General features: G+C 71.3%; 22 protein-coding genes. 12 read left to right on the forward strand and 10 right to left on the reverse strand.

All coding sequences use genetic code 11. The annotated features are described in order from the left end of the window. Positions 1 to 7 precede the first annotated feature (7 nt). Positions 8 to 865 (reverse strand): poly(ethylene terephthalate) hydrolase family protein, encoded by an 858-nt coding sequence (locus tag AWQ70_RS13440; protein WP_067175121.1) that lies wholly within the window; start codon positions 863 to 865, stop codon positions 8 to 10. 69 nt (positions 866 to 934) lie between these two features. Between AWQ70_RS13440 and AWQ70_RS13445 the strand changes: the two genes are divergently transcribed. Continuing rightward, positions 935 to 1,621, forward strand: a complete 687-nt coding sequence (locus AWQ70_RS13445) for a TetR/AcrR family transcriptional regulator (protein ID WP_084516967.1) — start codon at positions 935 to 937, stop codon at positions 1,619 to 1,621. Here the strand turns inward: AWQ70_RS13445 and AWQ70_RS13450 are convergent. From AWQ70_RS13450 to AWQ70_RS13460, 3 genes are all read right to left on the reverse strand, one after another. After that, positions 1,591 to 3,477: a hypothetical protein gene (locus AWQ70_RS13450; protein WP_067175127.1), complete on the reverse strand. Its 1,887-nt coding sequence runs from the start codon at positions 3,475 to 3,477 to the stop codon at positions 1,591 to 1,593. The two genes, AWQ70_RS13445 and AWQ70_RS13450, sit on opposite strands and share 31 nt — an antisense overlap. Before the next feature lie 20 nt (positions 3,478 to 3,497). Next, positions 3,498 to 5,081, reverse strand: coding sequence for a hypothetical protein (locus AWQ70_RS13455; protein ID WP_067175129.1), 1,584 nt, complete (start codon positions 5,079 to 5,081; stop codon positions 3,498 to 3,500). Positions 5,082 to 5,149: 68 nt separating this feature from the next. Continuing rightward, positions 5,150 to 6,160 carry a LacI family DNA-binding transcriptional regulator gene (locus AWQ70_RS13460; protein WP_157530052.1) on the reverse strand — a complete coding sequence of 337 codons (1,011 nt, stop codon included), beginning with the start codon at positions 6,158 to 6,160 and terminating at the stop codon, positions 5,150 to 5,152. A gap of 164 nt (positions 6,161 to 6,324) precedes the next feature. Here AWQ70_RS13460 and AWQ70_RS13465 point away from each other — a divergent pair, with 164 nt between their 5' ends. The 5 genes from AWQ70_RS13465 (at position 6,325) to AWQ70_RS13485 (ending at position 12,881) form a co-directional block, all read left to right on the forward strand. Further along, a complete protein-coding gene (locus tag AWQ70_RS13465; RefSeq protein WP_067175135.1) occupies positions 6,325 to 7,614 on the forward strand; it encodes an ABC transporter substrate-binding protein in 1,290 nt (429 codons plus the stop codon). Then, a complete protein-coding gene (locus AWQ70_RS13470) occupies positions 7,614 to 8,462 on the forward strand; it encodes a carbohydrate ABC transporter permease (RefSeq protein ID WP_245646937.1) in 849 nt (282 codons plus the stop codon). The genes AWQ70_RS13465 and AWQ70_RS13470 overlap by 1 nt, the downstream gene beginning before the upstream one ends. After that, a complete protein-coding gene (locus AWQ70_RS13475; RefSeq protein ID WP_067175139.1) occupies positions 8,459 to 9,277 on the forward strand; it encodes a carbohydrate ABC transporter permease in 819 nt (272 codons plus the stop codon). The genes AWQ70_RS13470 and AWQ70_RS13475 overlap by 4 nt, the downstream gene beginning before the upstream one ends. After that, positions 9,274 to 10,263, forward strand: coding sequence for a serine hydrolase domain-containing protein (locus tag AWQ70_RS13480; RefSeq protein ID WP_067175141.1), 990 nt, complete (start codon positions 9,274 to 9,276; stop codon positions 10,261 to 10,263). The genes AWQ70_RS13475 and AWQ70_RS13480 overlap by 4 nt, the downstream gene beginning before the upstream one ends. A 116-nt stretch (positions 10,264 to 10,379) precedes the next feature. After that, entirely contained in the window at positions 10,380 to 12,881 is a 2,502-nt protein-coding gene (locus AWQ70_RS13485; RefSeq protein WP_169808658.1) for a family 78 glycoside hydrolase catalytic domain, read from the forward strand. 132 nt (positions 12,882 to 13,013) lie between these two features. Here AWQ70_RS13485 and AWQ70_RS13490 read toward each other — a convergent pair whose 3' ends face one another. Both AWQ70_RS13490 and AWQ70_RS13495 read right to left on the reverse strand, forming a co-directional pair. Further along, positions 13,014 to 13,919, reverse strand: coding sequence for an SGNH/GDSL hydrolase family protein (locus AWQ70_RS13490; RefSeq protein WP_084516971.1), 906 nt, complete (start codon positions 13,917 to 13,919; stop codon positions 13,014 to 13,016). Further along, positions 13,916 to 14,491, reverse strand: coding sequence for a PadR family transcriptional regulator (locus tag AWQ70_RS13495; protein WP_067175145.1), 576 nt, complete (start codon positions 14,489 to 14,491; stop codon positions 13,916 to 13,918). Before AWQ70_RS13495 ends, AWQ70_RS13490 begins: the two co-directional genes overlap by 4 nt. 247 nt (positions 14,492 to 14,738) lie before the next feature. Between AWQ70_RS13495 and AWQ70_RS13500 the strand changes: the two genes are divergently transcribed. The 4 genes from AWQ70_RS13500 to AWQ70_RS13515 all read left to right on the forward strand — a co-directional run bounded on the left by AWQ70_RS13500 (position 14,739) and on the right by AWQ70_RS13515 (position 17,375). After that, complete coding sequence (locus tag AWQ70_RS13500) at positions 14,739 to 15,200, forward strand: hypothetical protein (RefSeq protein ID WP_245646938.1); 462 nt, start codon at positions 14,739 to 14,741, stop codon at positions 15,198 to 15,200. Beyond that, a complete protein-coding gene (locus AWQ70_RS13505; RefSeq protein WP_067175147.1) occupies positions 15,194 to 15,427 on the forward strand; it encodes a helix-turn-helix transcriptional regulator in 234 nt (77 codons plus the stop codon). The genes AWQ70_RS13500 and AWQ70_RS13505 overlap by 7 nt, the downstream gene beginning before the upstream one ends. Next, positions 15,424 to 16,401 (forward strand): NAD(P)-dependent alcohol dehydrogenase, encoded by a 978-nt coding sequence (locus AWQ70_RS13510; RefSeq protein ID WP_067175149.1) that lies wholly within the window; start codon positions 15,424 to 15,426, stop codon positions 16,399 to 16,401. Before AWQ70_RS13505 ends, AWQ70_RS13510 begins: the two co-directional genes overlap by 4 nt. A gap of 353 nt (positions 16,402 to 16,754) precedes the next feature. Continuing rightward, a complete protein-coding gene (locus AWQ70_RS13515; RefSeq protein WP_067175151.1) occupies positions 16,755 to 17,375 on the forward strand; it encodes a dihydrofolate reductase family protein in 621 nt (206 codons plus the stop codon). A gap of 167 nt (positions 17,376 to 17,542) precedes the next feature. On the opposite strand, the gene AWQ70_RS13520 is transcribed toward AWQ70_RS13515, so the two are convergent. Then, on the reverse strand, positions 17,543 to 18,112 hold the full coding sequence (locus AWQ70_RS13520; RefSeq protein WP_067175153.1) for a DUF488 domain-containing protein: 570 nt from the start codon (positions 18,110 to 18,112) through the stop codon (positions 17,543 to 17,545). 183 nt (positions 18,113 to 18,295) lie between these two features. Next, the gene (locus AWQ70_RS13525; RefSeq protein ID WP_245646939.1) at positions 18,296 to 19,123 is read right to left on the reverse strand and encodes a glycoside hydrolase family 16 protein; all 828 of its coding nucleotides are present in this window, start codon (positions 19,121 to 19,123) and stop codon (positions 18,296 to 18,298) included. Positions 19,124 to 19,293: 170 nt separating this feature from the next. On the opposite strand from AWQ70_RS13525, the gene AWQ70_RS13530 reads away from it, so the two are divergent. Both AWQ70_RS13530 and AWQ70_RS13535 read left to right on the forward strand, forming a co-directional pair. After that, positions 19,294 to 19,869, forward strand: a complete 576-nt coding sequence (locus tag AWQ70_RS13530) for a CGNR zinc finger domain-containing protein (protein ID WP_084516973.1) — start codon at positions 19,294 to 19,296, stop codon at positions 19,867 to 19,869. 170 nt (positions 19,870 to 20,039) lie between these two features. Next, the gene (locus AWQ70_RS13535; protein ID WP_067175158.1) at positions 20,040 to 20,579 is read left to right on the forward strand and encodes a flavoprotein; all 540 of its coding nucleotides are present in this window, start codon (positions 20,040 to 20,042) and stop codon (positions 20,577 to 20,579) included. 187 nt (positions 20,580 to 20,766) lie between these two features. Here the strand turns inward: AWQ70_RS13535 and AWQ70_RS13540 are convergent, their stop codons facing one another. Both AWQ70_RS13540 and AWQ70_RS13545 read right to left on the reverse strand, forming a co-directional pair. After that, complete coding sequence (locus tag AWQ70_RS13540; protein WP_067175162.1) at positions 20,767 to 22,140, reverse strand: YibE/F family protein; 1,374 nt, start codon at positions 22,138 to 22,140, stop codon at positions 20,767 to 20,769. 266 nt (positions 22,141 to 22,406) lie between these two features. Then, a complete protein-coding gene (locus AWQ70_RS13545) occupies positions 22,407 to 23,525 on the reverse strand; it encodes a PP2C family protein-serine/threonine phosphatase (protein ID WP_067175164.1) in 1,119 nt (372 codons plus the stop codon). Positions 23,526 to 23,557: the final 32 nt, after the last annotated feature.

Below are 23,557 nucleotides of genomic sequence, written 5' to 3' on the forward strand. Positions count from 1 at the left end.
GGTTCTCCTAGGTGAGGTTCTTGAGGGCCTGGTTCTGCCAGGCGGTGTTGGTGGGGAGTTCGGGGGTGCCGCCGGCGAACGCCCCGCGGGCCTGGGTGTCGGCCTGGAGGCGGTACCTCAGCCAGGCGGTCACGTAGCCGAGGAAGGCCCCGCCGGTGTTCTGGATGTCGTTGTGCCCCGCGCCCTTGAGCAGCGCCCTGCCCGCTCCGGCGGTGGCCTGGTCGTAGTAGCCCTGCACGGTCGCGGCCGAGGAGATCAGCCAGTCGTTCGCGCCGCTGAGGAAGAGCACCGGGCAGGTCAGGTCGGCGACGGAGAACTCGTCCCCTGGGCCGGCCATCCACTGCGCGGGCACGGCGATCGGCACGACGGTCTTGATCAGCCCGGCGGAGTGGTTGGCCGCGTTGATGGATCCGCCCGCGCCCTGGGAGTGGCCGACGGCGGCGACCTGGGCGGTGTTCAGCTTGCCGTGGAAGACGCTGGCGGGGTCGGTGTCGAGGTCGACGAGGTGCTGGGCGGCGGCGAGGATCTCGGCGCCGGTGCCCGTGGTCGTGTCGGTGGAGGCCACCACCGCGAAGCCCCACGAGGCGAGGTGGTTGAGCAGTCCCGGATAGTTGTCGGGGGTGGCCCACGAGCCGTTTCCCCAGGTGACGATCGGGTGGGTGACGCCGCCCGAGCCCAGGGTCTGCGGGTAGTAGAGCCGGTGGCCGCCCGAGGTGCCGGTGGCGACCGGCCACGGACCCGCCGCCTTGTAGATCGTCTCGATGGTGGAGGCGGCGTCGGCCTCGGTGGTCCACGACAGGAATCCGGCCGACATGAGGCCGAGCGCCCCTGCCCGCAACGCCTGCCGGCGGGTGAAGTTCTCCATGGTCACCTCGTGGGGGGATATTTGGAGACGTGAACGTCTCCAAATAGAGGGAAGTACGATCGGTGAGCGATGTCAAGACATGAACAGAAGGAAGTTCCGGCGGCCCGGCCACTCCCCAGGGGGCGGCACGGACTCTCCCCCGACACGGTGCGCGACTCCCAGCGAGGCCGCCTCGTGGAGGCCATGCTGAGGCTCGTCGCGCGGCGTGGATACGCCGCCACGAGCGTGCCGGACGTGATCGCCGCCGCGCGGGTCTCGCGCAACGCCTTCTACGCCCAGTTCGCCGACAAGGAGGCGTGCTTCCTCGCCGGATGCGAGCGCGACCTGCCCGAGATGATCGACTCGATCCACACGGCCGCGTCGGGGGCGGGCGACCGCTGGCGCGAGGCGCTCCGGCTGGGGATGGCCGCCTACCTGGGGTGGTGGCAGGAGCGCCCGGAGTACGCGCAGGCGTACTTCGTGGAGTTGCCGAGGGCGGGTGAGCGGGCCGTCGAGCAGCGTGACGCCGCCTACCGGCCCTTCCTCGACATGTTGGGGGCGCTGGCCGCGCGGGCCAGGCTGGACGATCCCTCGCTGCCGCCGCTGCGTGCCGCGGTGCCCCGCCTGATCGTCTACGGGATCACCGAGTTCATCGCCTCGGAGGTGCGTGAGGGCCGCGTCGCCACTCTGACGTCGTCGGCCGGCGACCTCTACCACTACACGGTCGCCCTGCTCGCCGGCCCCGATCACGGCAACGCGACCACCCCTTCCGCCTGAACCAGCCAGCCTTCGGGGAAGCACTCCTCCGCCGCCATGTGGGCCACGGCGGCCAGCAGGCCGCCGTTGCCCGGCAGGTAGAGGGGCAGCAGGCCGGGCCACTGGTGGTTGTGGCCGCTGGCCAGGTAGGTGTTCTTCGGGGCGTCCATCAGCAGCGCGTCCACGGCGGTGTCGGGCTCGCCGAGCCTGGCCGCGCACATGGCGAGCATCGGATAGTCCCAGCCCCAGGTGCTCTCCAGGTCCCAGTCGGCGAGCACGTCGTGCAGGGTGGCCCGCATGGTCTCGGGGTCGATCAGCGGGGTGGGCGGCACGAACCCGAGCGCGCCGGTCATCGAGGGATGGTCGGTCCTGATCGTGTACGGCTCGACGCCGACGGCCGCGTAGACGCCGTCGCGCACCAGCGGCCGGGCCAGGCCGTGCAGGACCCGCGCCCACTCCGGGTCGGGGCCCCGGCCGAGCAGGCCCCGCCACCGCTGGGCCGTCTCCAGCCCCCACCACCAGTAGGCCAGCTCGAACGTGGGATCGCGCACCGACCGCCTGGACTCGTAGTAGGACTCCTGCGCCGGGACCAGCGGCGGCCCCAGATGCCCGCCGCCCGCGAAGGAGGCCATGAACTCGGCCGTCTCGAACACCAGGTCCCGGTAGTCCTCCAGCGCCCCCGGGCGGACCCGGCGGAGCAGCTCGGCGAAGTAGATCAGGTGCGGCTGCTGCCAGACGATGAAGGCGCCGATCTCACTCGGGCTCTCCCTGCCCTCCGGCCCCACCTGCTTGGGCCAGCGGGCGCCGCGGAAACCCTGCCGGGCGGCCGTGGCCCTGGCCCGCGGCAGGATCGAGCGGTACCACGGCAGGCTCCGCTCCAGCAGCTCGGGCCTGCCCCACAGGGCGAAGTGGGCGGCGTGCCACCAGTGCATCTCCAGGTGGAACTTGCCGCTCCAGGAGTTGACGGCCAGCCCGGTCTCCTGGGGCGGGGTGGAGCCCGCGCAGTTGACCGCGGTGAGGTACTGCGAGAGCACGACCCGGCGTTCGAGCTCGGGCGCTCGCGGGTCGGTGCTGCCGTCGAAGCTCACCGCTCCCCCGCTCGTCCAGAACCTCTCCCAGTGGGCGGCGGCAGCCGTACGGACCTGGGAGAAGGACGGGAGGGCGGCGCCGACGGGGTGGCGTGCGAACTCGACGACGAGCTCCAGCTCGTCGCCCTGGATCAGGTACACGTGACCGCCGGGCGACGTGAGCCGGGCCGGCCCCGCCCACTCGGCGGCCACGTGGTATCGGTCCGCGTCCAGGACGCGGGTGAAGTCGCAGCGCGAGCCGTACGGCGTGCGCGTGAGCGTGTGCGTGGTGGTGTGCCTGTCGGGTTTGTCCCAGTCGGCGGTGGTGTGCCAGCCGTCGCTGGCGTAGGGGAAGGCGATCCTGATCCCCGCGCCGCCCACGACGCGGATGGCCAGCAGGTCCCGCTCGGGGTGACAGACCGTCTCCACCTCGTACGGCAGGCCGCCCAGCTCGAAGGAGCTGGACAGCGTGCCGGTCCACAGGTCGAGGGTCTGCGCCGACCGGCCGAGCGGGGCGGCCTCGTCGACGTCGAGGCCGATCCGACCGAGATGCAGGCGGTGCGGGTTCACGTGCAGCCAGCCGCCGGCCTCGGTGGCCGGATACAGGTCCGGATAGCCGACGCCGTCGTAGTCGGTGAGCGCGTCCTCCAGCACGTGGCCCTTGGGGTTGGGCATCGTGTGCCAGCCCCACTGCGCCTGCGTGCCCAGCGGCGCGAAGGTCTGCAGCCCGGTGGCGTCGGCGGTGAAGGCGAACTCCCCGTTGCCGACGGTGAGCGGGCACCCGGCGTCGGCGATGGTGTGCCGACGCACGAGCGCCCTCCTGTCGATGCTCACGCACACCCCGGCGTGCCGGAGGCGCGCTGCTGGCGCATGGTGGTCACGTCGCCCGCGACGTCCGACTGGGCCATCGGGCCGAGGTCGAGCACGACGTCGGTGAAGGCGAGCGACGCCTTGCGCATCGCCGGCAGGTCGATCGCCTCGGTGCCGAACCGCGGCGAGAACAGCGTCTTGGGCGCGGCGATGGGCGCGATGACGGGCAGCAGGTGCTGGTTGTACGGCGTGCCCTCGCCGCCGAAGCCGCAATGGTGCGGCACCGTGGCGAGGTCGGCCGCCGACAGGCCCTTGAGGATCGCGGTGCGCCTCACGTCCCAGTACTGGATGTGGCCCTTGACCAGTTCGCGCAGTGGCGTGCTCTCGCTGACGGGGACCATCAGCAGTTCGGTGAGGGTGGCGTTGGCGACGAGTTGCTTGCCCGGCAGGCCGTTCGGCCGGGCGACCGCGTCATAGCGCTTGGCGCCGAGGTGCTCGAGCACGACGACGGAGGAGACCCCGCCCTGGTCGTACTCGGCGTCGAGCTGGGCGGCGAGCTGACCCGCGCCGCCCTCGCGGACGTCGGGGCCGGTCAGGTGCTGGTAGAGGTGGCCGGTCACGAACGCGAACTGCACGGTGCGCGGACGGCACTCCACCGGCAGCGACGACAGGTAGCGGGCCATCTCGATCATGGTGAGCGGGCCGTTGTCCCACACCGGGCTCATGCCGTCGGTGTGGCTCTCCACGACGATCTTCTGGGCGCTCCCGCCGGGAAGCGTCGCGAGCAGGGTGCGGGTCGTCGTCGGCGTCCAGGCGGCGTTCACGGTCAGCGCGGCCTGGACCGGCTGCCCGGCGGCCAGCGCGTCCTTGATCTGCTTGCCCTGGTCGGCGCCGACGTACGCGCCCGGCACGCCGTACGGCAGGCCCTCGTACGGCGCGTACATGCCCTGGATCTGCGCGTGCGGGAGCCGGCTGACCTCGATCACGCCCACCGCGCCCGCGGCGGCGGCCGCCTTGAGGTCGGCGTCGGCCGCGGCCGGGGCCTCCATCGACTCCGAGCCGAGCAGATTGATCGTGAGGCCCGGGTCGTACATGGAGTAGCCGAGGCCACCGAGCGGATAGAACAGCAGGTTGGGCACACTGGTCCACGGCAGGTCCCTGACGACGATCTTCCCGGCGGCGTTGGCCGCGGTGATGTTCGTGCCCGCGGCCAGGTGGACGAGCGGCGCCGAGACGCCGCCCGCGCCGGTGGAGGAGGAGAACGGCACGGGGGCCGCGACCTGCACGGCCGTACCGCCGACGGTCAGGCCGGTGCCGAGGTCGTCCCAGCGGTCGATGGCGTAGGGCAGGGAGGAGAGCTGGAGGCCGGGGACGGCCGCCATCTCGTCCTCCAGCCAGTCGACGTAGTCGGCGTGCGCGGTGGAGCCGGTGGGCCTGGGGCCGAACGCCTGCTGCCGCTCGGCCAGGGTGCTCAGGCGGGCCTCGGAGGCGAACGCGGCGGGGTCGACCCTGACCGGGCAGGCCGGAGCGGCCGCCTGGGCGAAGGCCGGTTGCGCGGGCGCGACCAGCGGGAGGAGAAGGGCGAGGAGAGCGAGTCGTCTCACGCGGGGGTCCTTCCATCGAATCGTTTCAATGCGTGGTCCGCGACAGTCCCCCGATGTGCGGCCGGTACTCAGAGGCGAGGCGGTCCTGTGGTTCCGCGGACGATCAGCGTGGGCGACACCGACGACGTCACCGATCGCGAGCGTCCCTCGATGCGTTCGACGAGCAGGCGCGCGGCGGTCGCCCCGATCACGTGCCCGTCCTGGTCGACGCTGGTGAGGGAGATGCGCTTGAGCGAGGCGATGCCGATGTTGTCGTATCCGGCGACGGAGAGGTCCTCCGGCACCGACAGGCCCGCCTCGTCGGCGGCGCGCAGCACGCCGAGCGCCGCGATGTCGGCCCCGGCGAAGATCGCTGTGGGCCGGTCGTCGCGCGCGAGCAGTTCCCGCGCGCCCTCGAAGCCGCCCTCCTCGGTGAAGGAGGTGGCCAGCACGTCGTCGGCGAGTCCGTGGGCGCGCATCGCCTGGCGGTAGCCTTCGGCGCGCACCGTGTGCGGCAGTCCCTGGGCGCGGGCCCGCTCCAGGTGGGTGATGTGCGCGATCCGGGTGTGCCCGAGCCCGACCAGGTGGTCGACCACGAGCTTCGCCCCCATCATGTCGTCGTCGACGACCGCGTCGTAGGCCGCGGCGCCGCCGTGCCTGCCCACCACGACGACCGGGGTGGCCGTCGCGATGGCGGCGAGTTCGGCGTCCGTCATGACCGGCGAGATCAGGATGAGCCCGTCCATGCTCCGGTCGATCATGGCGTCGGTCATCCTGGCCTGCGTCTTGGGCTCGATCCCGCCGGGTCCGAGCAGCACCTGGTACTCGGTGTCGCCCAGCCGGCCGGTCACGCCCTCGATGATGTCGGGGAAGAACGGGTTGCGGGTGTCCGAGAGCATGACGCCGAGGGTGTAGGTGCGTCCGCGCAGGGCACGGGCCGCGGCGTGCGGGCGGTAGCCCAGCTCGTCGATGGCCTGTGTCACCTTGGTCTGCATCTCCGCGCTCACGCCGTAGGCCCCGCGCACCACCTTGGACACGGCGGCCGTGGAAACCCCGGCCCGCCTGGCCACATCGGCGATCGTCACCCGTCCGCTCGTCACACGCAGTCCTTCACAGAGTTTTCGTAGAACGAACTACACGCTTTTCTGAAAGGTGAGGCTAGCCCGTCGCCGCTCGCCGGTCTACCTCTTGACGGGCGATTCTCTCGTGCCCTAACAATGGAGAACGTTCTACACAATCCCCCTACATGAACAGGAGCACGGGCGTGAGAGCACCATCTCGTCTGCTCGGCTCGGCGATCGGCGCCGTCCTCGCCCTGTCCCTCTCCGGCTGCGGGTCGTCCGCCCCGGAGGGGACCGGTCAGGTGAAGCTGACCCTCTGGCACAACAGCGCGGACCCGGCGGCGCTGCTGGAGATGTACAAGAAGTTCGAGAAGCAGTCCGGCCACAAGATCGAGCTCGTGTCGATCCCGTCCGACGGCTTCGAGGACACCACCCAGACCAAGTGGGCCACCGGCGACCGCCCGGACATCCTGGAGTACCACGCGACGGTGAGCGGCCTGCTCGCCCTCAATCCGGCCGAGAACCTGCGCGACCTGACAGGCGAGGCGTACATCGCCAGGTCCGGCGACCTCTACCAGGCCGCCGGGTCCGTCGACGGCAAGGTCTACGCCGCCATCACCGGCTTCCCCCAGGTCTTCGGCCTCTACTACAACAAGAAGGTCTTCACCGCGGCCGGGCTGACCCCGCCCACGAACTTCGCCGAGCTCGCCGGCGCCTGCCCCAAGCTCAAGGCCGCCGGGGTCACGCCGGTCTTCGAGTCGGGCGGGTCGATCTGGCCGGTGCAGATCCTGCCCATCCTCTACCTGGCGGGCGCCAACCAGGCCAACGCGTACGGCAAGGCCATCGCGGGCCACAGCAGCACGCTGGCCGACGCCGGCTCGCCCTTCGTCGCCGGCCTGACGGCCTACGCCAAGCTGAAGGCCGACGGCTGCTTCAACAAGGACATCGTCACCGCCAAGTTCGAGGACTCCATGAAGGCCCTCGTGACCGGCGAGGCCGCCATGGTCGCCCAGCACTCCGACATGCTCCCGGCCCTCCTCGCGGCCGCGGGCGGCGACCAGAAGACCGTCGACGAGTCCGTCGGCTTCGTCGGCCTGTCGAGCGACAAGCCGCTCGTGACCTACGCGCCCGGCCCGATCGGCACGTTCTACCTGCCCAAGACCGGTGACGCGGCGCGGGAGAAGGCGTCACTCGACTTCGTGCGCTTCATGACCGGCCCGGCCTACGCCGAGTACATCACCGCGTCCAAGACCTTCCCCGTGTTCAAGGACGTGCCCGACCCGCAGGGCGTCCCGTCCGTGCTGCAGGACGTCAAGAAGGCGTACGACACCGGCGCGGTCATCGCCTTCAACTCCGACATCCCCGGCATGGGCGGGCTGGCCCAGCTCATGTCCGAGCTGATCGCCGGGCAGAAGGATCCGCAGAAGGCGGCGACCCAGCTACAGGGCCAGGTCGAGCAGGCGGCCAAGGCCGCGGGGCTGCCCGGATGGTGATGCGGAACAGGGCGGCCTGGCTGCCGTGGGCACTGCCCGCGATCGTGCTGGTCACGGTCTTCTTCGTCGCCCCGTTCCTGCTCAACGTCCGGTTCGCGTTCTCCTCCTGGACGAGCTTCCGGTCCGAGATCACCTGGAACGGTCTGGAGAACGTCCGCACGCTGATCGACCAGGACCTGCTGGCCAACGCGGTCACCGTGACCGTGCTGTACGCGATCCTGTGCATGGCGATCCAGAACACGGTCAGCCTCTCGCTGGCCCTGGCCCTCCAGCGGACCAGCGGGATCAACACCGTCTTCCGCTCGGCGTTCTTCCTGCCGACACTCATCTCGCCGCTGGCCGCCGGATACATCTGGCGCGGCCTGCTCGCCCCCGACGGGGCGGTCAACTCCTTCCTCGGCATCGAGTGGGCGTGGCTGGGCGAACCGTCCACCGCGCTGGTGGTGGTCGCGTTCATCGACGCGTGGAAGTGGAGCGGGCTGATCACCCTCGTCTACATCGCGGGCCTCAACTCCATCCCGAAGTCGCTGCTGGAGTCGGCGACCGTCGACGGGGCCGGGCCGTGGACCCGGTTCCGGCGGGTGCTGTTCCCGATGCTCGCCCCGGCGCTGACCTTCAACGTGGCGGTCACGCTGGTGGGCGCGCTCAGCGCGTACGACGTGATCGCCGCCACCACCGGCGGCGGGCCCGGCGACCACACGCGGGCCCTGAACGTGGTGATGCGCCAGCAGTGGGGGCAGGGCTTCTTCGGCTCCGCCAGCGCGCTGGGGTTCACCGTGACGCTGCTGGTGATCGCCACCGCCGTGCCCCTCGTGTGGTGGCTGCGGCGCAGGGAGGTGACGGGATGAGAGCGGTCCTCAAGTACACGGCGCTGACGCTCTTCGCGATCCCGTGGGTGCTCGTGCCCGTCTGGCTCGTGGTCGTCAACTCGTTCAAACCCGCGGGCGAGGCCGCCGAGCTGGGCCTCGGCCTGCCCAGGACGTGGGCGATCGCCGAGAACTACGGCATCGTGCTCGACCGGGGCGGCTACCTGACGGGGCTGCTCAACAGCCTCAAGGTGACCGTGCCGATCGTGGTGGCCGTGGTGTTCCTCGGCGCGGCGGCGGCGTGGGCGTTCGGGCGCAGCCGGTCGCGGTGGCTGCAGGCGGCCTACTTCGTGATGGGGCTGTCGATCCTGCTGCCGCCGTCGATCATCCCGACCGTCTACCTGCTGCGCGCCCTGTCGCTGGACGGCGGCTCGCTCGGCTACGTGCTGACGATGACCGGCTGCCGCCTGGGCATCGTGATCTTCCTCGCGACCGGATTCGTCCGGGCGTTCCCCCGCGACCTGGAGGACGCCGCCGCCATCGACGGCGCCTCCCGCCCGCAGGTCTTCGTCCGCATCCTGCTGCCCCTGCTGCGGCCGGTGCTGTTCGTCGGCGGCGTGATCCTGATCATCAACGTCTGGAACGACTTCTTCTTCGCCCTCTTCCTGCTCCAGGGCAGCGCGAACGCCACGCTGCCGCTGAGCCTGTTCCAGTTCGCCTCCGGCACCTTGCAGAGCCTCAACTGGAACCTCGTCTTCGCCCACGTCCTGCTCACCACGCTGCCCCTCGTGGCGGTGTACGTCATCGCGCAGAAGCGCGTCCTGGCCGGCCTTACGGAAGGTGCACTGAAGGGATGACCACTCACGACATCGCGCTCGACTGGGTCAGGCGCGAGATCAAGGAGGGGCGGCTGCCGTGCGCGGTGTTCGGCGCCGCCACCTCCGACGGGATCCAGGTGCTGGAGGCGTTCGGCGAGCACGACGGCCGGGAGACCAGGACCGGGGACCACTTCGCGCTGTTCTCGGTGACCAAGCCGCTGGTGGGGCTGGCCGCCCTGCGCCAGGTCGAGCGCGGGCTGCTGTCGCTGCGCCGCCCGCTGCGGGACGTACTGCCGAACTTCGCGCGGCCCGACGTGACGCTCTGGCACCTGCTCACCCACACCAGCGGCATCGCCGAGCAGACGCTCACGCCCGACGACCTGCTGGAGCACCTCGTCACCGCGCCGTCGATGTTCGAGGCGGGCACGCTCAGCCATTACTCCAACCTGGCCTTCGCCGGGATCGCGGAGATGGTCCGCGACGTCACGGGCCGCGACGTGGCCGACGTGATCGACTCCGACCTGAACACGCTGGTGCCGGGCGGCGGGCGGATCACGTTCGACCCGGCGTGCGACGCGGCCGAGGTCCACGGCATGGAACTGCTCGGGCCCGGCTTCGACTTCGACACGTTCGTACGGCTCCGCCACCCGGCGGGGGCGCTGTTCTCCCGGGCCGAGGACCTCCTGGCGCTGGGCGGGGCGCTGCTGCGCGGCGACCGCGGACTGATCCACCCGACCACCCTGGCCGCCATGACGACCCCGCAGACGACGGGCCTGGTCAAGCTGCAGCCCGACCCGGTCAACGCCGGGCAGGACTGGGGTCTCACCTGGAACCTGCGCCACTCGGCTCCCGGGCTGCTCGAGCGGCGGCTGTACGGGCACGGCGGTGCCTCGGGGTGCCAGTGGTGGATGTACCCGGAGCAGGACGCGTGCTTCGTGCTGCTGATCAACGTGATGGCGCCGAGCCTGTACGGCGTCGACGTCGACGGTCTGCACAACGCCTTCACCACCGGGCTCGATGCGTGAACCGGGATTCGGGGGTGCTCGGAGTGCAGGTCTCAGGCGCGCAGGCGCCGTTCGTCCGTTCGGCCCCGCCCGGTTCACGGGCGGGCCTGACGTGCGGTCTGGCGGATCCGCTGGGCGTGGACGATCCGTCTCCCCGGCTGTCGTGGGACGCCCGGCTGCTCGGGGAGGCCACCGTGGTGGTGTCCTCGGACGGGCGCGAGGTGTGGCGGTCGTCCGTGCCGGCCGGATCGCACGGCGTGGACGTGCCGGATGAGTGGCTGGCGCCGCTGACGCCGTACACGTGGAGAGTGGAAGGGCACGCGACCGGCGCGTTCACCACGGGCCTGCGGGCGCGCGGCGGGTGGGACGCCCCCTGGCTGGCGGGCGACCCCCGGGCGGCGGTGAGCCTGCGCGGGTCGTTCACGTGGCGTCCCGCTCCCGGGCGCGCCTGGCTGGCCGCCACCGCGCTGGGCGTCTACCGGGCGCTGCTCAACGGGGTACGGCTGGGCGAGGAGGAGCTGGCCCCCGGCTGGACCGACTACGGCCACCGGACGCGCTATCGGCTGCTGGAGCTCACGGAGCTGCTCGCACCCGGTGAGAACGAGCTGGAGCTGTGGCTCGCTCCCGGCTGGTACGCGGGTCACGTCGCCGGCGGAGGCCCGCGCCGCTACGGCGACCGTCCCGCCGCCAGCGCCCAGGTGCTCGTGCGGGACGACGACGGGATCCGCCGCGTGTTCGCCACGGACGCGGCCTGGACCCGGCGGGATCTCGGCCGCCCGCGCGCCGACCTGGTGATGGGCGAGACCGTCCGGGCTCCTTCCCGGCAGGTCGCGCCCGCCGAGACGACGGCCGCCCCGGAGATCCTGGTGGAGGCCGACCCCGCTCCCCCGGTGCGGGTGATCGGCACGGTGCCCGCCGTGTCCGTGACCGAACCCGCGCCGGGCGTCCAGGTGGCCGACTTCGGGCGGAACGTCGTCGGGCGCGTACGGCTGCGCGTCGACACGCCGGGCCCCGTACGGATCGTGGTGCGGCACGGGGAGGAGCTGACCGCGACCGGGCGGCTCTACACCGACAACCTGCGCACCGCGGACCAGCGTGACGAGTTCGTCCTCGGCCCCGGCTCGCACGTCGTGGAGCCCGCGTTCACCCTGCACGGGTTCCGCTATGCGGAGGTCACCGGCTGGCCGGGCGCGCTGACGCCGGACGACCTGGAGGCGGTGCTGCTGTCCTCCGCGCTCGCCGTCACCGGCTCGCTGACCGTGAGCGATCCCGCCGTTCGGCAACTCGTCGCCAACATCGCCGCGTCGGCGGACGGCAACCTGGTGAGCGTGCCGACCGACTGCCCGCAGCGCGACGAGCGGACCGGCTGGACGGCCGACATCTCGGTGTTCGGGTCGACGCTCAGTTTCCTGCGGCACACGCAGGCGTTCCTGTCCGGCTGGGTGACGACGCTGATCGACGGGCAGCGGGCCGACGGCGCGGTCCCGCATGTCGCGCCGGTCCTGCCCGAGTACGGATACGACTCCCCCGTGTGGTCCGACGCGCTGGTCGAGGTGCCGTGGCTGCTGTGGCGGCGCTACGGCGACGACCGCACGCTGCGCCGCGCGTACGAGCCGATGCGGCGGTGGGCCGACTACTGCCTGGCCCAGGCCGAGGACGGCATCAGACCGGGCAGGGCCCTGGGCGACTGGCTGGCCCCCGGCACGGTCGAGACGCCCAAGAGCCTCATCGCCACCGCCGCCCTCGCCCGCAGCCTCCGCCTGGTCGCACACGTGGCCGACGTGCTCGGCGAGCCGCACGCGCCGGAGTACAACGAGGCGTTCACCCGCGTGTCGGGCGCCTTCCAGCGGGCCTTCCTCAACGGGCCGAGGCTGCACACCGAGACGCAGACCGGCTACGCCGTCGCCCTCGCCTGGGACCTGGTCCCGCCCGAGGACCGGGCCGCGTCGGCGCAGGCGCTGGCCGACCTGGTCCGCGCCGACGGGCACCGGCTCATGACGGGCTTCGTCGGCACCCCCCTGCTGCTGCCCGTGTTGTCGGAGACCGGCCACCACGACCTGGCGTGCCGGATCTTCAACCAGGAGGGCTATCCGTCCTGGCGCTACCAGCTCCGCGCCGGGGCGACGACCATGTGGGAGCGCTGGGACGCCTGGCACCACCGGCACGGCCTGCAGACGCCGGCCATGAACTCCTTCAACCACTACGCCTACGGCTGCGTGGGCGACTGGCTGTTCCGGCACGTGGCGGGCCTGGGCGACGACCCGCGCGGGACGGGTGGCGGCTTCGGCGAGCTGCTGCTGCGTCCCGGCCCCGTCCCGCTGCTGCGCCAGGCGCACGCCCGCTACGGGAGCGCGTCGGGGACCGTCGAGTCGGGCTGGCGGGCCGGGCCCGACGGGGTCCAGTTCACGTTCGCCGTCCCGGAGGGGGTGACCGCCCGCGCGGTGCTGCCCGTGCGCGGCGCGTGGGACGGGATGACCGTCAACGGCACCTTCCTCATGGGCCTCGGCGAGCAGTTGCCGACCACCAGGCTGGCCGACGGGGGCTGCGCCCTGAACTTGCCGCCGGGCCGCTGGTCGTTCACGGCCCCCGCGGCGGCCACGGCCCACCTACTCCAGGAGTGGGACGACCTGGGCCGGTGAGCTGGTTGTGAGGCTCGCGGTCACCACTCGTGTCGTTTCCCGTCACCGAGTGGTGACTTCGGGTGTGGCAGGTGTGTGCCGGCCTCCAGCCGCCGGCCCTCACCGCTCTCGGAGTCGGGGCCGTAGGTGCGTCTACTGGGAGGAGGAGGAGGGGCGCACCTCGGTGGACGCGGTCTTCATCTCGGTCGCCGGCACCTCTGCCCCCGCCGCCGGCACCTCTGCCCCCGCCGCCGGCACCTCTGAGCCCGCCGCAGGCACGCTCGCGGCCGGCTGGGCCCACGGCGTGAGCTCCGGGCGCTTGGCCGTGCGGCCGTCGCCCGACGAGCGGCCGCGGATGCGGCGGCCGATCCACGGGCCCGCGAAGGTGGCGAACCAGCGCAGCTCGGCCGCCGCCACCCGCCACGCCGCCGCCGGGGGCAAGGGCGGGAAGGGCAGCATCCACGTGTCGTCGCTGCCGGGCAGGCCGAGGGAGTGGGCCATGGCGGCGGCGATGCGGGCGTGGCCGACCGGGCTCGCGTGCAGCCGGTCCGTGCTCCACATGCGCGCGTCGGTGACGAACTCCATCGCGAACGTGTCCACCACCGTGACCCCGTGGCGGGCCGCGGCGGCGCGGATGCGGGCGTTGAGGTCGAGCACCTTGGGCCGGAGCGGCCGGGCTATCGGAGCGATCTTCCCGATATCCGGAAAAGTCACGGTAACCACGTGTGCGCCCGACTCGGTGAGGGCGGCGTACATCTCCTCCAGTACCTCCGCCACAGCGGCCGGCTCGCAGCCGGGGCGGATGAGGTCGTTCATGCCCGCCATGACCGTGGCCAGGTCGGGGCGCAGCGCCAGCGCGGCGGCCAGTTGCTCGGAGCGGATCTGGCCCGCGAGCCGGCCGCGGACCGCGAGGTTGGCGTACAGGAGATCGGGGTTGGCGCCGGCCAGGTGCTCGGCGAGGCGGTCGGCCCAGCCGCGGTGGCCGGTGACGTCGTCGCCGTCGCCGAGGCCCTCGGTCTGGCTGTCGCCGAGCGCGACGTAACGCGTGTAGACGGTCATGAGGTCTCCCTTCCGGCGCGGGCCATGCGCTCGCCGAGCGTCCGCGCCGTCTCCAGGCACCAGGCGCGGGTCTCGCGCTCCAGCCTGCATCCCGCCAGGCAGGACAGGTAGGGGCCGACGTTCTCGCCCTGGCGCAGGAACGTCTCCTCGTCCAGCTCGCCGCGCAGGCGCAGCAGGAGCTGCTCGAAGACCTCCAGCTTGGCGGCGGCCTGCCGGGCCCGGTCGTGCAACTGCTCGATCACCGGCGCGGGGTCGAGCAGGTCGACGGCGTGCACCTTGACGGCCAGGTCGTCGCGGATGAGCAGGGGCTTGGCGGGGGTGGCGGCGAAGGCCGCCAGCTCGCTGAGCCCGGCCCCGGTCACCTTGAACACGCGCTTGTTGGGGCGGCCCCGCTGGACCACCTCACGGCCCGTGACCAGGCCGTCGGCCTCCAGCTTGGTCAGCTCGGCGTAGAGCTGCTGCGGGGCGGCGTACCAGAAGTTGGAGACGCCGATGTCGAAGATCTTGGTGAGCTGGTATCCGCTGTATTCGCCGTCGAGCAGCGCCGCCAGCACCGCGTGCCGGAGGGCCATCGGCTAGCAGTACTCATGAAGGTGAGTAGTCATGGAGATGACTATAAGCCGACGGGCGCCCAGGCGCCAGAGGGTCGCCACGGAGCGCAGGACCGGAGAACAAGGAGTCCCTGGTGGGCGTGAAGGTGAACCCGCCTGAGTTCGAGGCGGAAGCGGTCGCAGTGATCACGCCCGCACGATCCGGGCGTGCGGGGGGCTCTGATGTAAAAAACTCTATACACGAGGTCAAAGATTCGCTACCTTTGCGATGTCAAAGATTCTGTACATCGAGGGGCTGGTCATGACACACGAGGAGAAGCGTGCGTGGATCCGGCTGGTCGTCGCCGTGCTCGCGTACGCCGCGTACGTGGGCGTCATCCTGAATCGCGCGGAGGGAGGACCGATGCCCGCCGTGCCGTACGCCGGCGCTCTGCTGTGGTCGATCGGCGGATCGATCACCGCGTCGATCGTGGCCGAGATCGGGATGGCGATCGTGAACCCGGGAGCGTCCCGCGCCAAGGACGTGCGGGACAGGGAGATCGGGCGGCTCGGCGAGTACATCGGTCAGTCGTTCGTCGTCGTCGGCGCGGTGGCGGCGATGCTCATGGCGGTGGCCGGGTGGGACCGGTTCTGGATCGCCAACGTGGTCTACCTCTGCTTCGTGCTGTCGGCGGTCCTCGGCTCGATCGCCAAGATCGTCCTCTATCGCAGGAGCTTTCCGCAGTGGTGAAGCCGACCCGCGTCACGAACCGCATCCGCGCGCTGCGGTTCGCGCACGACGAGATGACCCAGGCCGAACTGGCGGAGCGCATCGGCGTGACGCGGCAGACCGTCATCGCCATCGAACAGGGCCGATACTCCCCGTCGCTGGAGATGGCCTTCCGAATCGCCCGGGTGTTCGGCGTTCCGCTCGACGACGTGTTCCAGTACCCCGACCTTCCCGAGGAGACGACATGAAGGCCATCGTTCAGGACGCGTACGGCCCGGCCGACGTGCTCGAACTGCGGGACGTCGACCGGCCGTCCATCGGCGACGACGAGGTGCTCGTCGAGGTCCGCGCCGCCGGTGTGGATCCGGGCGTGTGGATCCTCATGACCGGCCGGCCGTACCTCGTGCGCCTCATGGGGTACGGGCTGCGCCGGCCCAAGGTCCCGGTGCGCGGCCGTGACGTCGCCGGGGTGGTGGCCGCCGTCGGCGCACGGGTGACCCGGTTCCGGCCCGGGCAGGAGGTGTACGGCACCTGCGAGAGCGGCTCGTTCGCCGAGTACGCGAGCGCGCCGCAGGGACGGCTCGCGCCGAAGCCGGCCGGCCTGTCGTTCGAGCAGGCCGCCGCGGTGCCGGTCTCGGGGATGACGGCGCTGCAGAGCGTCCGCGACTGCGGCCGCGTACGGCCGGGCCAGCGGGTGATGGTGATCGGGGCGTCGGGAGGCGTGGGGTCGTTCGCCGTGCAGATCGCCACGGCGTCCGGCGCGAGGGTGACCGGAGTGTGCGGTGCGGCCAAGGCCGACCTGGTGCGATCCCTGGGCGCCGAGGACGTCATCGACTACGCCCGTGACGAGATCGACCATGACGGTGCACGCTACGACGTCGTCATCGACACCGCCGGGAACCGTCCGTTGTCCCTGCTGCGGCGTGCCCTGACCCCGCGCGGGACGCTGGTGATCGTCGGAGGTGGGCACGACAGGTATCCGCTCTCCGGCGGCTTCGAGCGTCAACTGCGGGCGCCGCTGGTCTCGATGTTCGTCGGTCAGCGGCTGCGCGGCCTGACCACCAGGGAACGCGCCGAGGACCTCGAGGAACTGGGACGGCTCATCGAGTCCGGCGCCGTCACCCCGGTCATCGACCGCGTCTATCCCCTCGCGGAAGCATCCGACGCGATCCACCACTTCTCCGAGGGCCATCCCGCGGGCAAGGTGGTCGTCACCTTGTGAGGACTCGTAGTCGACCGGCGAAGGCGTGCGGGCGGCCTTGAGCTCCCAGGCCGTCTCGGGGCGGGTGCGCCCGCGGCCCGTTTCCGCCGTCCCCCCTCCGCACGGGCGGAGGAAGTCCTGAGGACCTCGCGGGCGCCGGTGCCGGCATGCTCCTACCAGCTTGATCTACACGCACCGTCGCGGACAGGGCAGCCGACAGCTTTAGTCGTCTTGACAACAAATATTGTCGGTGACATCTTGGTCGCGGCGCAGGAAGCCTCGCTTGAACGCTTCCTGCCGCCTGCGATGAGTTCCGGGACAACGGCCAGATCAGATGACAGGACATCTGGCCTCGGTGATCAAGGAGTGGTTCGATGCGGAAAATCACTGCCGGTCTGTTCATCTCGCTCGACGGCGTCATCGACAATCCGCAGGATTGGCACTTCCCCTACTTCAACGACGAGATGGGCGCGGCCGTCTTCGCGCAACTGGCCACCGCGGACACGGTGTTGCTCGGCCGCAAAACCTACGACAGCTTCGCCGGCGCATGGCCGGACCGCGAGGCCGCCGGTGGCCCGGACGCCTCCATGGGCAAGGCGCTCGGCGACGCCCGCAAGATCGTGGTCTCGAACCAGAGTCTCCAGTTCACCTGGCGCAACTCCGAACAGCTGGAAGGCGACCTCGTCAAGGCCGTCACCGCGCTGAAGAACGAGCCCGGCGCGACGGACATCGCGATGAGCGGATCCGTCTCCATCGTCCGCCAACTGCTGGCCGCCGGCCTCCTCGACGAGCTCCACCTGCTGGTCCACCCGATCGCCGTACGCAAGGGCGCGCGCCTGTTCGAGGAGGGCGAGCCCCCGATTCCGCTGCGGCTCGTCTCTTCCACGACCTTCGCCACCGGCGTCCTGCACCTCATCTACACTCCGGACGAATCGGCCCCCACAGGCGCGTACGAGGACGCCAGGGAACACCTGCCTCAAGCCGAGAACAGCTGATATCCGCGCCGGCCGACCGCCGCATGGATCACCGTCTTCCCCACGATGGCGAGAAAGGCCGCGCCAGCCGCTCTCACCCTCGTTCGGATCAAGAACTCGGTTGCGGTGACGGTGGCGGGGACGCCGAGTTCGGCGGCGACCGCTGTCGCGCCGTACAGCGGACCGGATCAGGCGGCGTCGTAGACGAGGAGCCCGTTGTCGAGAAGGCGTGCGCCCGCGGTGGGCAGGTGTTCGGTGAGTCGCCCGTCATGGGCCAGGTGCAGTACGGAGACCTGGTGGACCAGCACGGCGTAGTCGGCGATGATCCTCCGATGGCAGCGCCACCAGACCGCCTCGCTGCACATGATCGCGGTACGGGTGGCCGCCGCCTGGTCCAGGAGCTCCTTCAGGGCGGCGTGGAACTCCGGTGCGCGGCTGTAGCCGGCGTACCCCCGGAAGGAGTCGTTCCGCCAAAACGTGTCGGGCGAGTCCGGAGCCGGCGTGCGGAAACCGCCGAGCCGCCGCTCCCACCGGTAGCCGATCCCCTCCTCCGGCAGCCAGGCGGAGAGCTCGTGCCTGCCCACATGGGGGACGCGCCGGCTCCCGGGCGCGGTACGGACGTCCACGACGGCCTCCGCGTCCACGCCGTGAAGGAGGGTTGCGATCAGGGTCCGGGAGGCGGTGCCGTGACCGAAGGTGAGCAGCGGAGGCGTCCGGACGCGGCCGGCGAACGACGGACGCGGGTCGGCGGTAGCCACCAGCGGCGCATACCCGGGTGCCCGGGCGCCAATCGCCTGGTCACGACGCCGCCGGAAGTCACCCGGAGGTACGGCGGCCTCGGTGAGCTGCTGATCGGCTCGGGCCCGCACGGCCACCAGCAGCGCGAGCCGATGACGAACCGGGCCGCGCCGACCAGAGCACGTGCGTTCGGACGAGCCGTCTCAACCGGCCGTGGGACGGTAGCCGCGGACGTAGTCGATCGTGAACTCCCTCGGATACGGCCGCTCGCGCGCCGGCTCCGGGCCCGTGCGGGGGAACTCGTAGATGCCGAGCATGAGCTGCATCGGATAGCGGGGCGACTGGTGCACGGTCCTGACCCGCTCACCGTCGATGAGGAAGGTCACCCGGTCAGGCGTCCACTCGGCCGCGTACACGTGGAAGTCGCGGGCGTCAATGGGCACGGATTCCATGGTGAAATCATCGGTGATGTCCGGATCGCCGAAGGGATGCAGGCCCATGCCGATCCGCGCGCCGTCCGGCCGGACATCCCGGCCGAAGATCTCGCAGACGCAGATCTCGGCCGAGCGTTCGGGCTCGTCCTCGTAGCCGATCATCCACAGCGCGACCATGGCGCGGGGGTCGTCGGTCGCCTTGGCCCGCATCTCGATCAGGCCGTACCGGGGGGTGTAGAGCCTGACGTCGGCCTGCGCCTCGCGGACGACCATGCCGGGCCGGCGCCCGTGCTGCCCGATGCCGCTGCCCACGGGTCCGGCGAAGACGCCGGTCTGCAGGGATGAGACGCGCAGTTCCCCCTCCACCTCGGGACACCACGGCGGCTGGTCCTCCTCGATCAGGAGCCGCAGCAGGCCGCCGCCGACCCGATGGCGGGCGAGGGATGCCGCGCCGGTGGTCCACTGGGGCAGATAGCGGGGCACCCATCGGTTCTCGTCGAGGCGATCGCCGTCGAAGACGTCCTCGAACTCCAGCTCGTAGCCGTCCTTGGTGACCGGGTCGGGCGTGCCGTGCCCGCCGTCCATGTGACGCGTCACGATCGTTTCTCCTCTCGACGGAACGGGCCGCCGCCGGGCCGGCATGGCCGCACGCGGACAGGGTTCAGCGGAAACCCGCACAAGGCGTCATTACCGTAATGGTTTTGCTCATGACATTCCAGTGCCGTCGGCACGGCGGCGCCCCGCCGGCGAGACCGTAGGCTGCCCCCATGTCAACCGCGACGACGAGCGGCAGCCCGCTGACGCCCTCCCCGGCCGCCGAGCTGGTGCTGGCCTTCGTCAACACCCGGGCGCTGCGGGGTGAGCGGGAGCGCCTGGCGGACACCGGGTCCTTCCGCGCCTGGCTGGTCGCCGCCGGGCTGGCGGACTCCGGCGTCCGCGTCACCGCGGCCGACCTCGCAGCGGCACACGAGCTGCGCGAGGCTCTGATCGGCGTCCTGCTCTCGCACGCCGGCGCCCCGGCCCGCGACGAGGACATCGACCGCCTGCGGCACTTCGGAGAGCTGCACCCGGTCCGTCCCGTCGTCGGCGTCGTCGACGCCGCATTGCACCCGGCCGCCGGAGGCACGGCGGGCGCCTTCGCCCGGGTGCTCGCGGCCGCCGCGGAGCTGGCCCTGCGCGGGACCTGGAGCCGGGTGAAGGCGTGCCGCAACCCGCCCTGCGGGCTCGGCTACTACGACCGGTCGCGCAACCAGGCCGCGGTGTACTGCGACGCCCGCACGTGCGGCGCCCAGATGGCGACGCGGGCATACCGGGCCAGGGCCAAAGCGGACCTCAATCCGTAGGCTCAGGGCTCGGATCCGTGGCACCCCACCGTTCCACACCCCATACGACCTGGGATTCCTCGATCGGAGACCGCCGCCACGCTTAGGCTTGTCCGCGACATCCTCGCCACCGCGCCCGTCACCGTCCGGCGCGAAGCGCGAGAGCACGCCGAAGCCCTGGGAGTCAGCGCGTGACCGAACCCGGCAAGGCCCTCTACATCATCGCGTGCGCCGCGGGACCGGCCGGCGACGTCGGCCGCCTCGTGACCATGGCGCAGGAACAAGGGTGGACAACCCAGATCATCGCCACCCCGTCCGCGCTCGACTTCATCGACGTGCCCGAGCTGGAGAAGCTGACCGGCCGCCCCGTCCGCAGCCGGTACCGCAAGCCGAGCGAACCCAAGCCCCCGAGAGCAGACGCCATCATCGTCGCCCCGGCCACGTACAACACCATCAACAAGTTCGCCCACGGCATCTGCGACACCTACGCACTGGGCCTCCTCGCCGAAGCGCCCGGCCTGGGCATCCCCGTCGTCGTCCTGCCCTTCGTGAACAGCGCCCTTGCCTCACGCGAGCCATTCCGCCGCAGCGTCGAGACGCTTCGCGCCGAAGGTGTTCACGTCCTTCTCGGCCCCGGCCGGTTCGAGCCCCACGCTCCCAGCAGCGGAGCCGAGGTCGTCGAGACCTACCCCTGGCATCTCACCCTTCCGGAGCTCGGAGAATTCGATTGATCGAGCTATTCGACACCGAACGCCAGGAGGCGGCCCGGGGGCGGTCCCGGCCGTCGGCAGCTCGGGCCGCCTGCGGCGAAGCCATCAGCCGCACAGGCGACCTCGCCACACGGGCGGCACAACCGCCCGGCCACGACTCGCATCGCCGTTCTGGAGACCGGCCGGGGTGTTTCGCGTGAGGGTACACCTATGGCTCTTCAGGCCACCGTCCTGCTCCCCGGACGTGCCCACTCCTCCCATGGAGGGGCTCGGGCTTCGCGAATCCGGGCCAGGCGCCGTCATCGGGCGAGCGGTCCGGCCAGACGTCCGGGTCGGGCGAGCCGCGCCGTCCGTGGCGTGCGAGAGGCGGTGGCTGCTCCTCGTGTGAGGTCTGCCGCGTGGCGGTGAGGGCGGCGAGAGCGGTGGTGATGGGCACGGCCGCGATGAGCCCGAGCGTGCCCACCACGCTGCGTACGATCTCCTGGGCGACGACCGGATTGCGCAGCACGTCTCCCAGCGGCTGCTCCCCCACGCTGAAGAGCAGGAGCAGCGGGAGCGCCGCGCCGGCGTAGGCGAGGACGATCGTGTTGATCACTGAGGCGATGTGCGCACGCCCCACACGTGCCGCCGCCCGGTAGAGCCGACCGAAGGAGTAGCCGGGGTTGGCGACAGCGAGTTCGCCCACCGTGACGGCCTGGGTGACCGTGACGTCGTCGAGGACGCCCAGGGCGCCGATGATGATGCTGGCGAGGAGCAGGCCTTGTGCGTTGATGCGGTAGCCGGTGTCCAGCATGAACGAGCTGTCGTCGGTGATCCCGGTGAGGTGGGCGACGTCGATGGCCACCGCCGAGAGAAGGCCGGTGATGGTGAGGCTGGCCAGCGTGCCCACTACGGCCATCGAGGTCGAGATCGTGAAGCCGTGGGTGAGGTAGAGGACCGCGAGCATGATCGCCGCGGAGCCGACGATGGCGACCAGGGTCGGCGACTCCCCGGCCAGGATCGCCGGGATGACGAAGGCCAGCAGCAGGACGAAGGTGACCGCCAGACCGACCAGCGCGGTCAGTCCGCGCCAGCGCCCGAAGGCGACCACGGCCAGGGCGAAGGCGGCGACGAACATCCACAGCGGTGCGGATCGGTCGTGGTCGGACAGCAGGTACTGCGGCGCATCGTGCGTGTTCTGTGGCATGTGGACCAGCACGACGTCGTCGCCCGTCGCGAACCGCTGCGAGCCGGGGCCGCTCGGCAGCTCGGTCATGATGGTCCGATTGGCTTCGGGACCGCTGGTGAGCCGGACCCGAACGTCGGCGCAGGAGTCGGGAGTCGCCGACACGGTCTCGGAGGTCGCCGGTTCCTCCGGCGAAGCGGGGCACGGCTTGGGATGGACCCCGATGATCGCCCCCGTTACCTGCTGCAATCCGGGCGATGACGGGCGTGCGGGCTGCTGGCCGCTCGGCCACAACCAGATCAGGGCGGCCAGGGTCATCAGGGTGATGGGCACGAGCACCGCCACCGTCGCCCACACTGCCCGGCGGGTGGCGGGCGACCGCGAATCGGACGTGCCGTGGCTGTGGTTGGCGCCCATGATGGACGTTCGTCTCCTCGGGTGCGGTTCCTCGATGCAGGAAGTTGTCACGATCCGTCCCACCGCGCTTCCCTCGCCGTGCCGCGTAGGCCGACGTGAGCGCCGCTGGAGGTCGGATATCGCGGAGCGGCAGTGGTCGTGCAGAGCCGCGACATGCCCGCGATCATATTGCGATCGTCGCGAGGCGTATGACCGGGCCGCTCGCCGAAGGATGCGATCGTCTCGGCGACGTACGCGTCCGTACTCGTGGGTGAGTGCGGGGCCGGTCAGTCGCCAGGGGTGCGCTGGATGGCGATCACGGCGGCGTCGTCGGCCAGTTGTCCGCCGACGTGGGCGAGCAGGTCCTCGCGCAGGTGGTGGACGAGCGCCAGGGGGGTCTCGTCCTCGCCCCAGAAGGCGGCACGCTCGGCGAGCGGGTAGAAGACGCCCTCGGGACTCCGCGCTTCCACGACACCGTCGGTGTACAGCAGGAGCAGGTCGCCGGGTTCGAGCGTGAACGTGTCCGCGCGGTAGTCCGATTCGGACAGTTCGCCCAGGCCCAGCGGCGGCGCGGGACGCGTGGGGTGAAGCGTGATGACCTGTCGGCCGCGCAGCAGCAGCGGAGGCGGGTGTCCGCAGGTCACCATGCGCAGCAGCGACGACGCGTCCGGGATGTCGAGGACCACGGCGGTGATGAAGCACTCCCCTGCCTTCTCCGGTTCCGAGGATTCGGCCAGGTTCCAGCAGACGCTGTGTTCCAGATAGGTGACGAGATCGGGCAGGGTGGCCTGGCGGTGGGCGGCCTCACGGAAGGCGAAGAGCAGTAGGGCGGCGTCGCTGATGGCGGTCAGGCCCTTGCCCATCACGTCGCCGACGATCAGCCTGGTGGCGTCGGCCGTTCGCGCTGCCGCGTACAGATCGCCGCCGATCTGCGCCTGTTCCTGCGCCGCCAGATACACCGACGCCACCCGCAGCGGCCCGAGACGCTGCGGTAACGGCCGGAGCACCACCCGCTGCGCGGCCTCCGACACCGTACGCACCTGCGCCAGTTCACGAGCGCGCCGGTCCCGGAGATACCGGAACGCCGTCACGACCACCGAGACCACCACCAACGAGATGATCTGCGACTGGAAGTACATCGTGCCGAACAGGTTCTGGTCCAGGATCACCCCGACGGCCACCAGGCCCGCGACGGCGATCGCGGCGACCGTCGCGGTGGCGAAGGCGCCGGCGAACGACGCGGTGATCGCGGGTGCCACGACCAGCAGCGGTCCCAGCGGGATCCCGATGGGGGTCACCAGGTCGACCGCCACGATGACCGCGATCAGGCCGAGCGGGAACGCCAGCAGGGCGTCACTGGCCTGCAACGAGCGATGCCGGCGCGACAACAGCCGCCGCGAGCGCATACTTCCTGCTTACCACCGGCCCCGCGGCGTGG

The sequence above is a fragment of the Microtetraspora niveoalba genome, assembly GCF_001570405.1.
GTDB lineage: Bacteria > Actinomycetota > Actinomycetes > Streptosporangiales > Streptosporangiaceae > Microtetraspora > Microtetraspora niveoalba.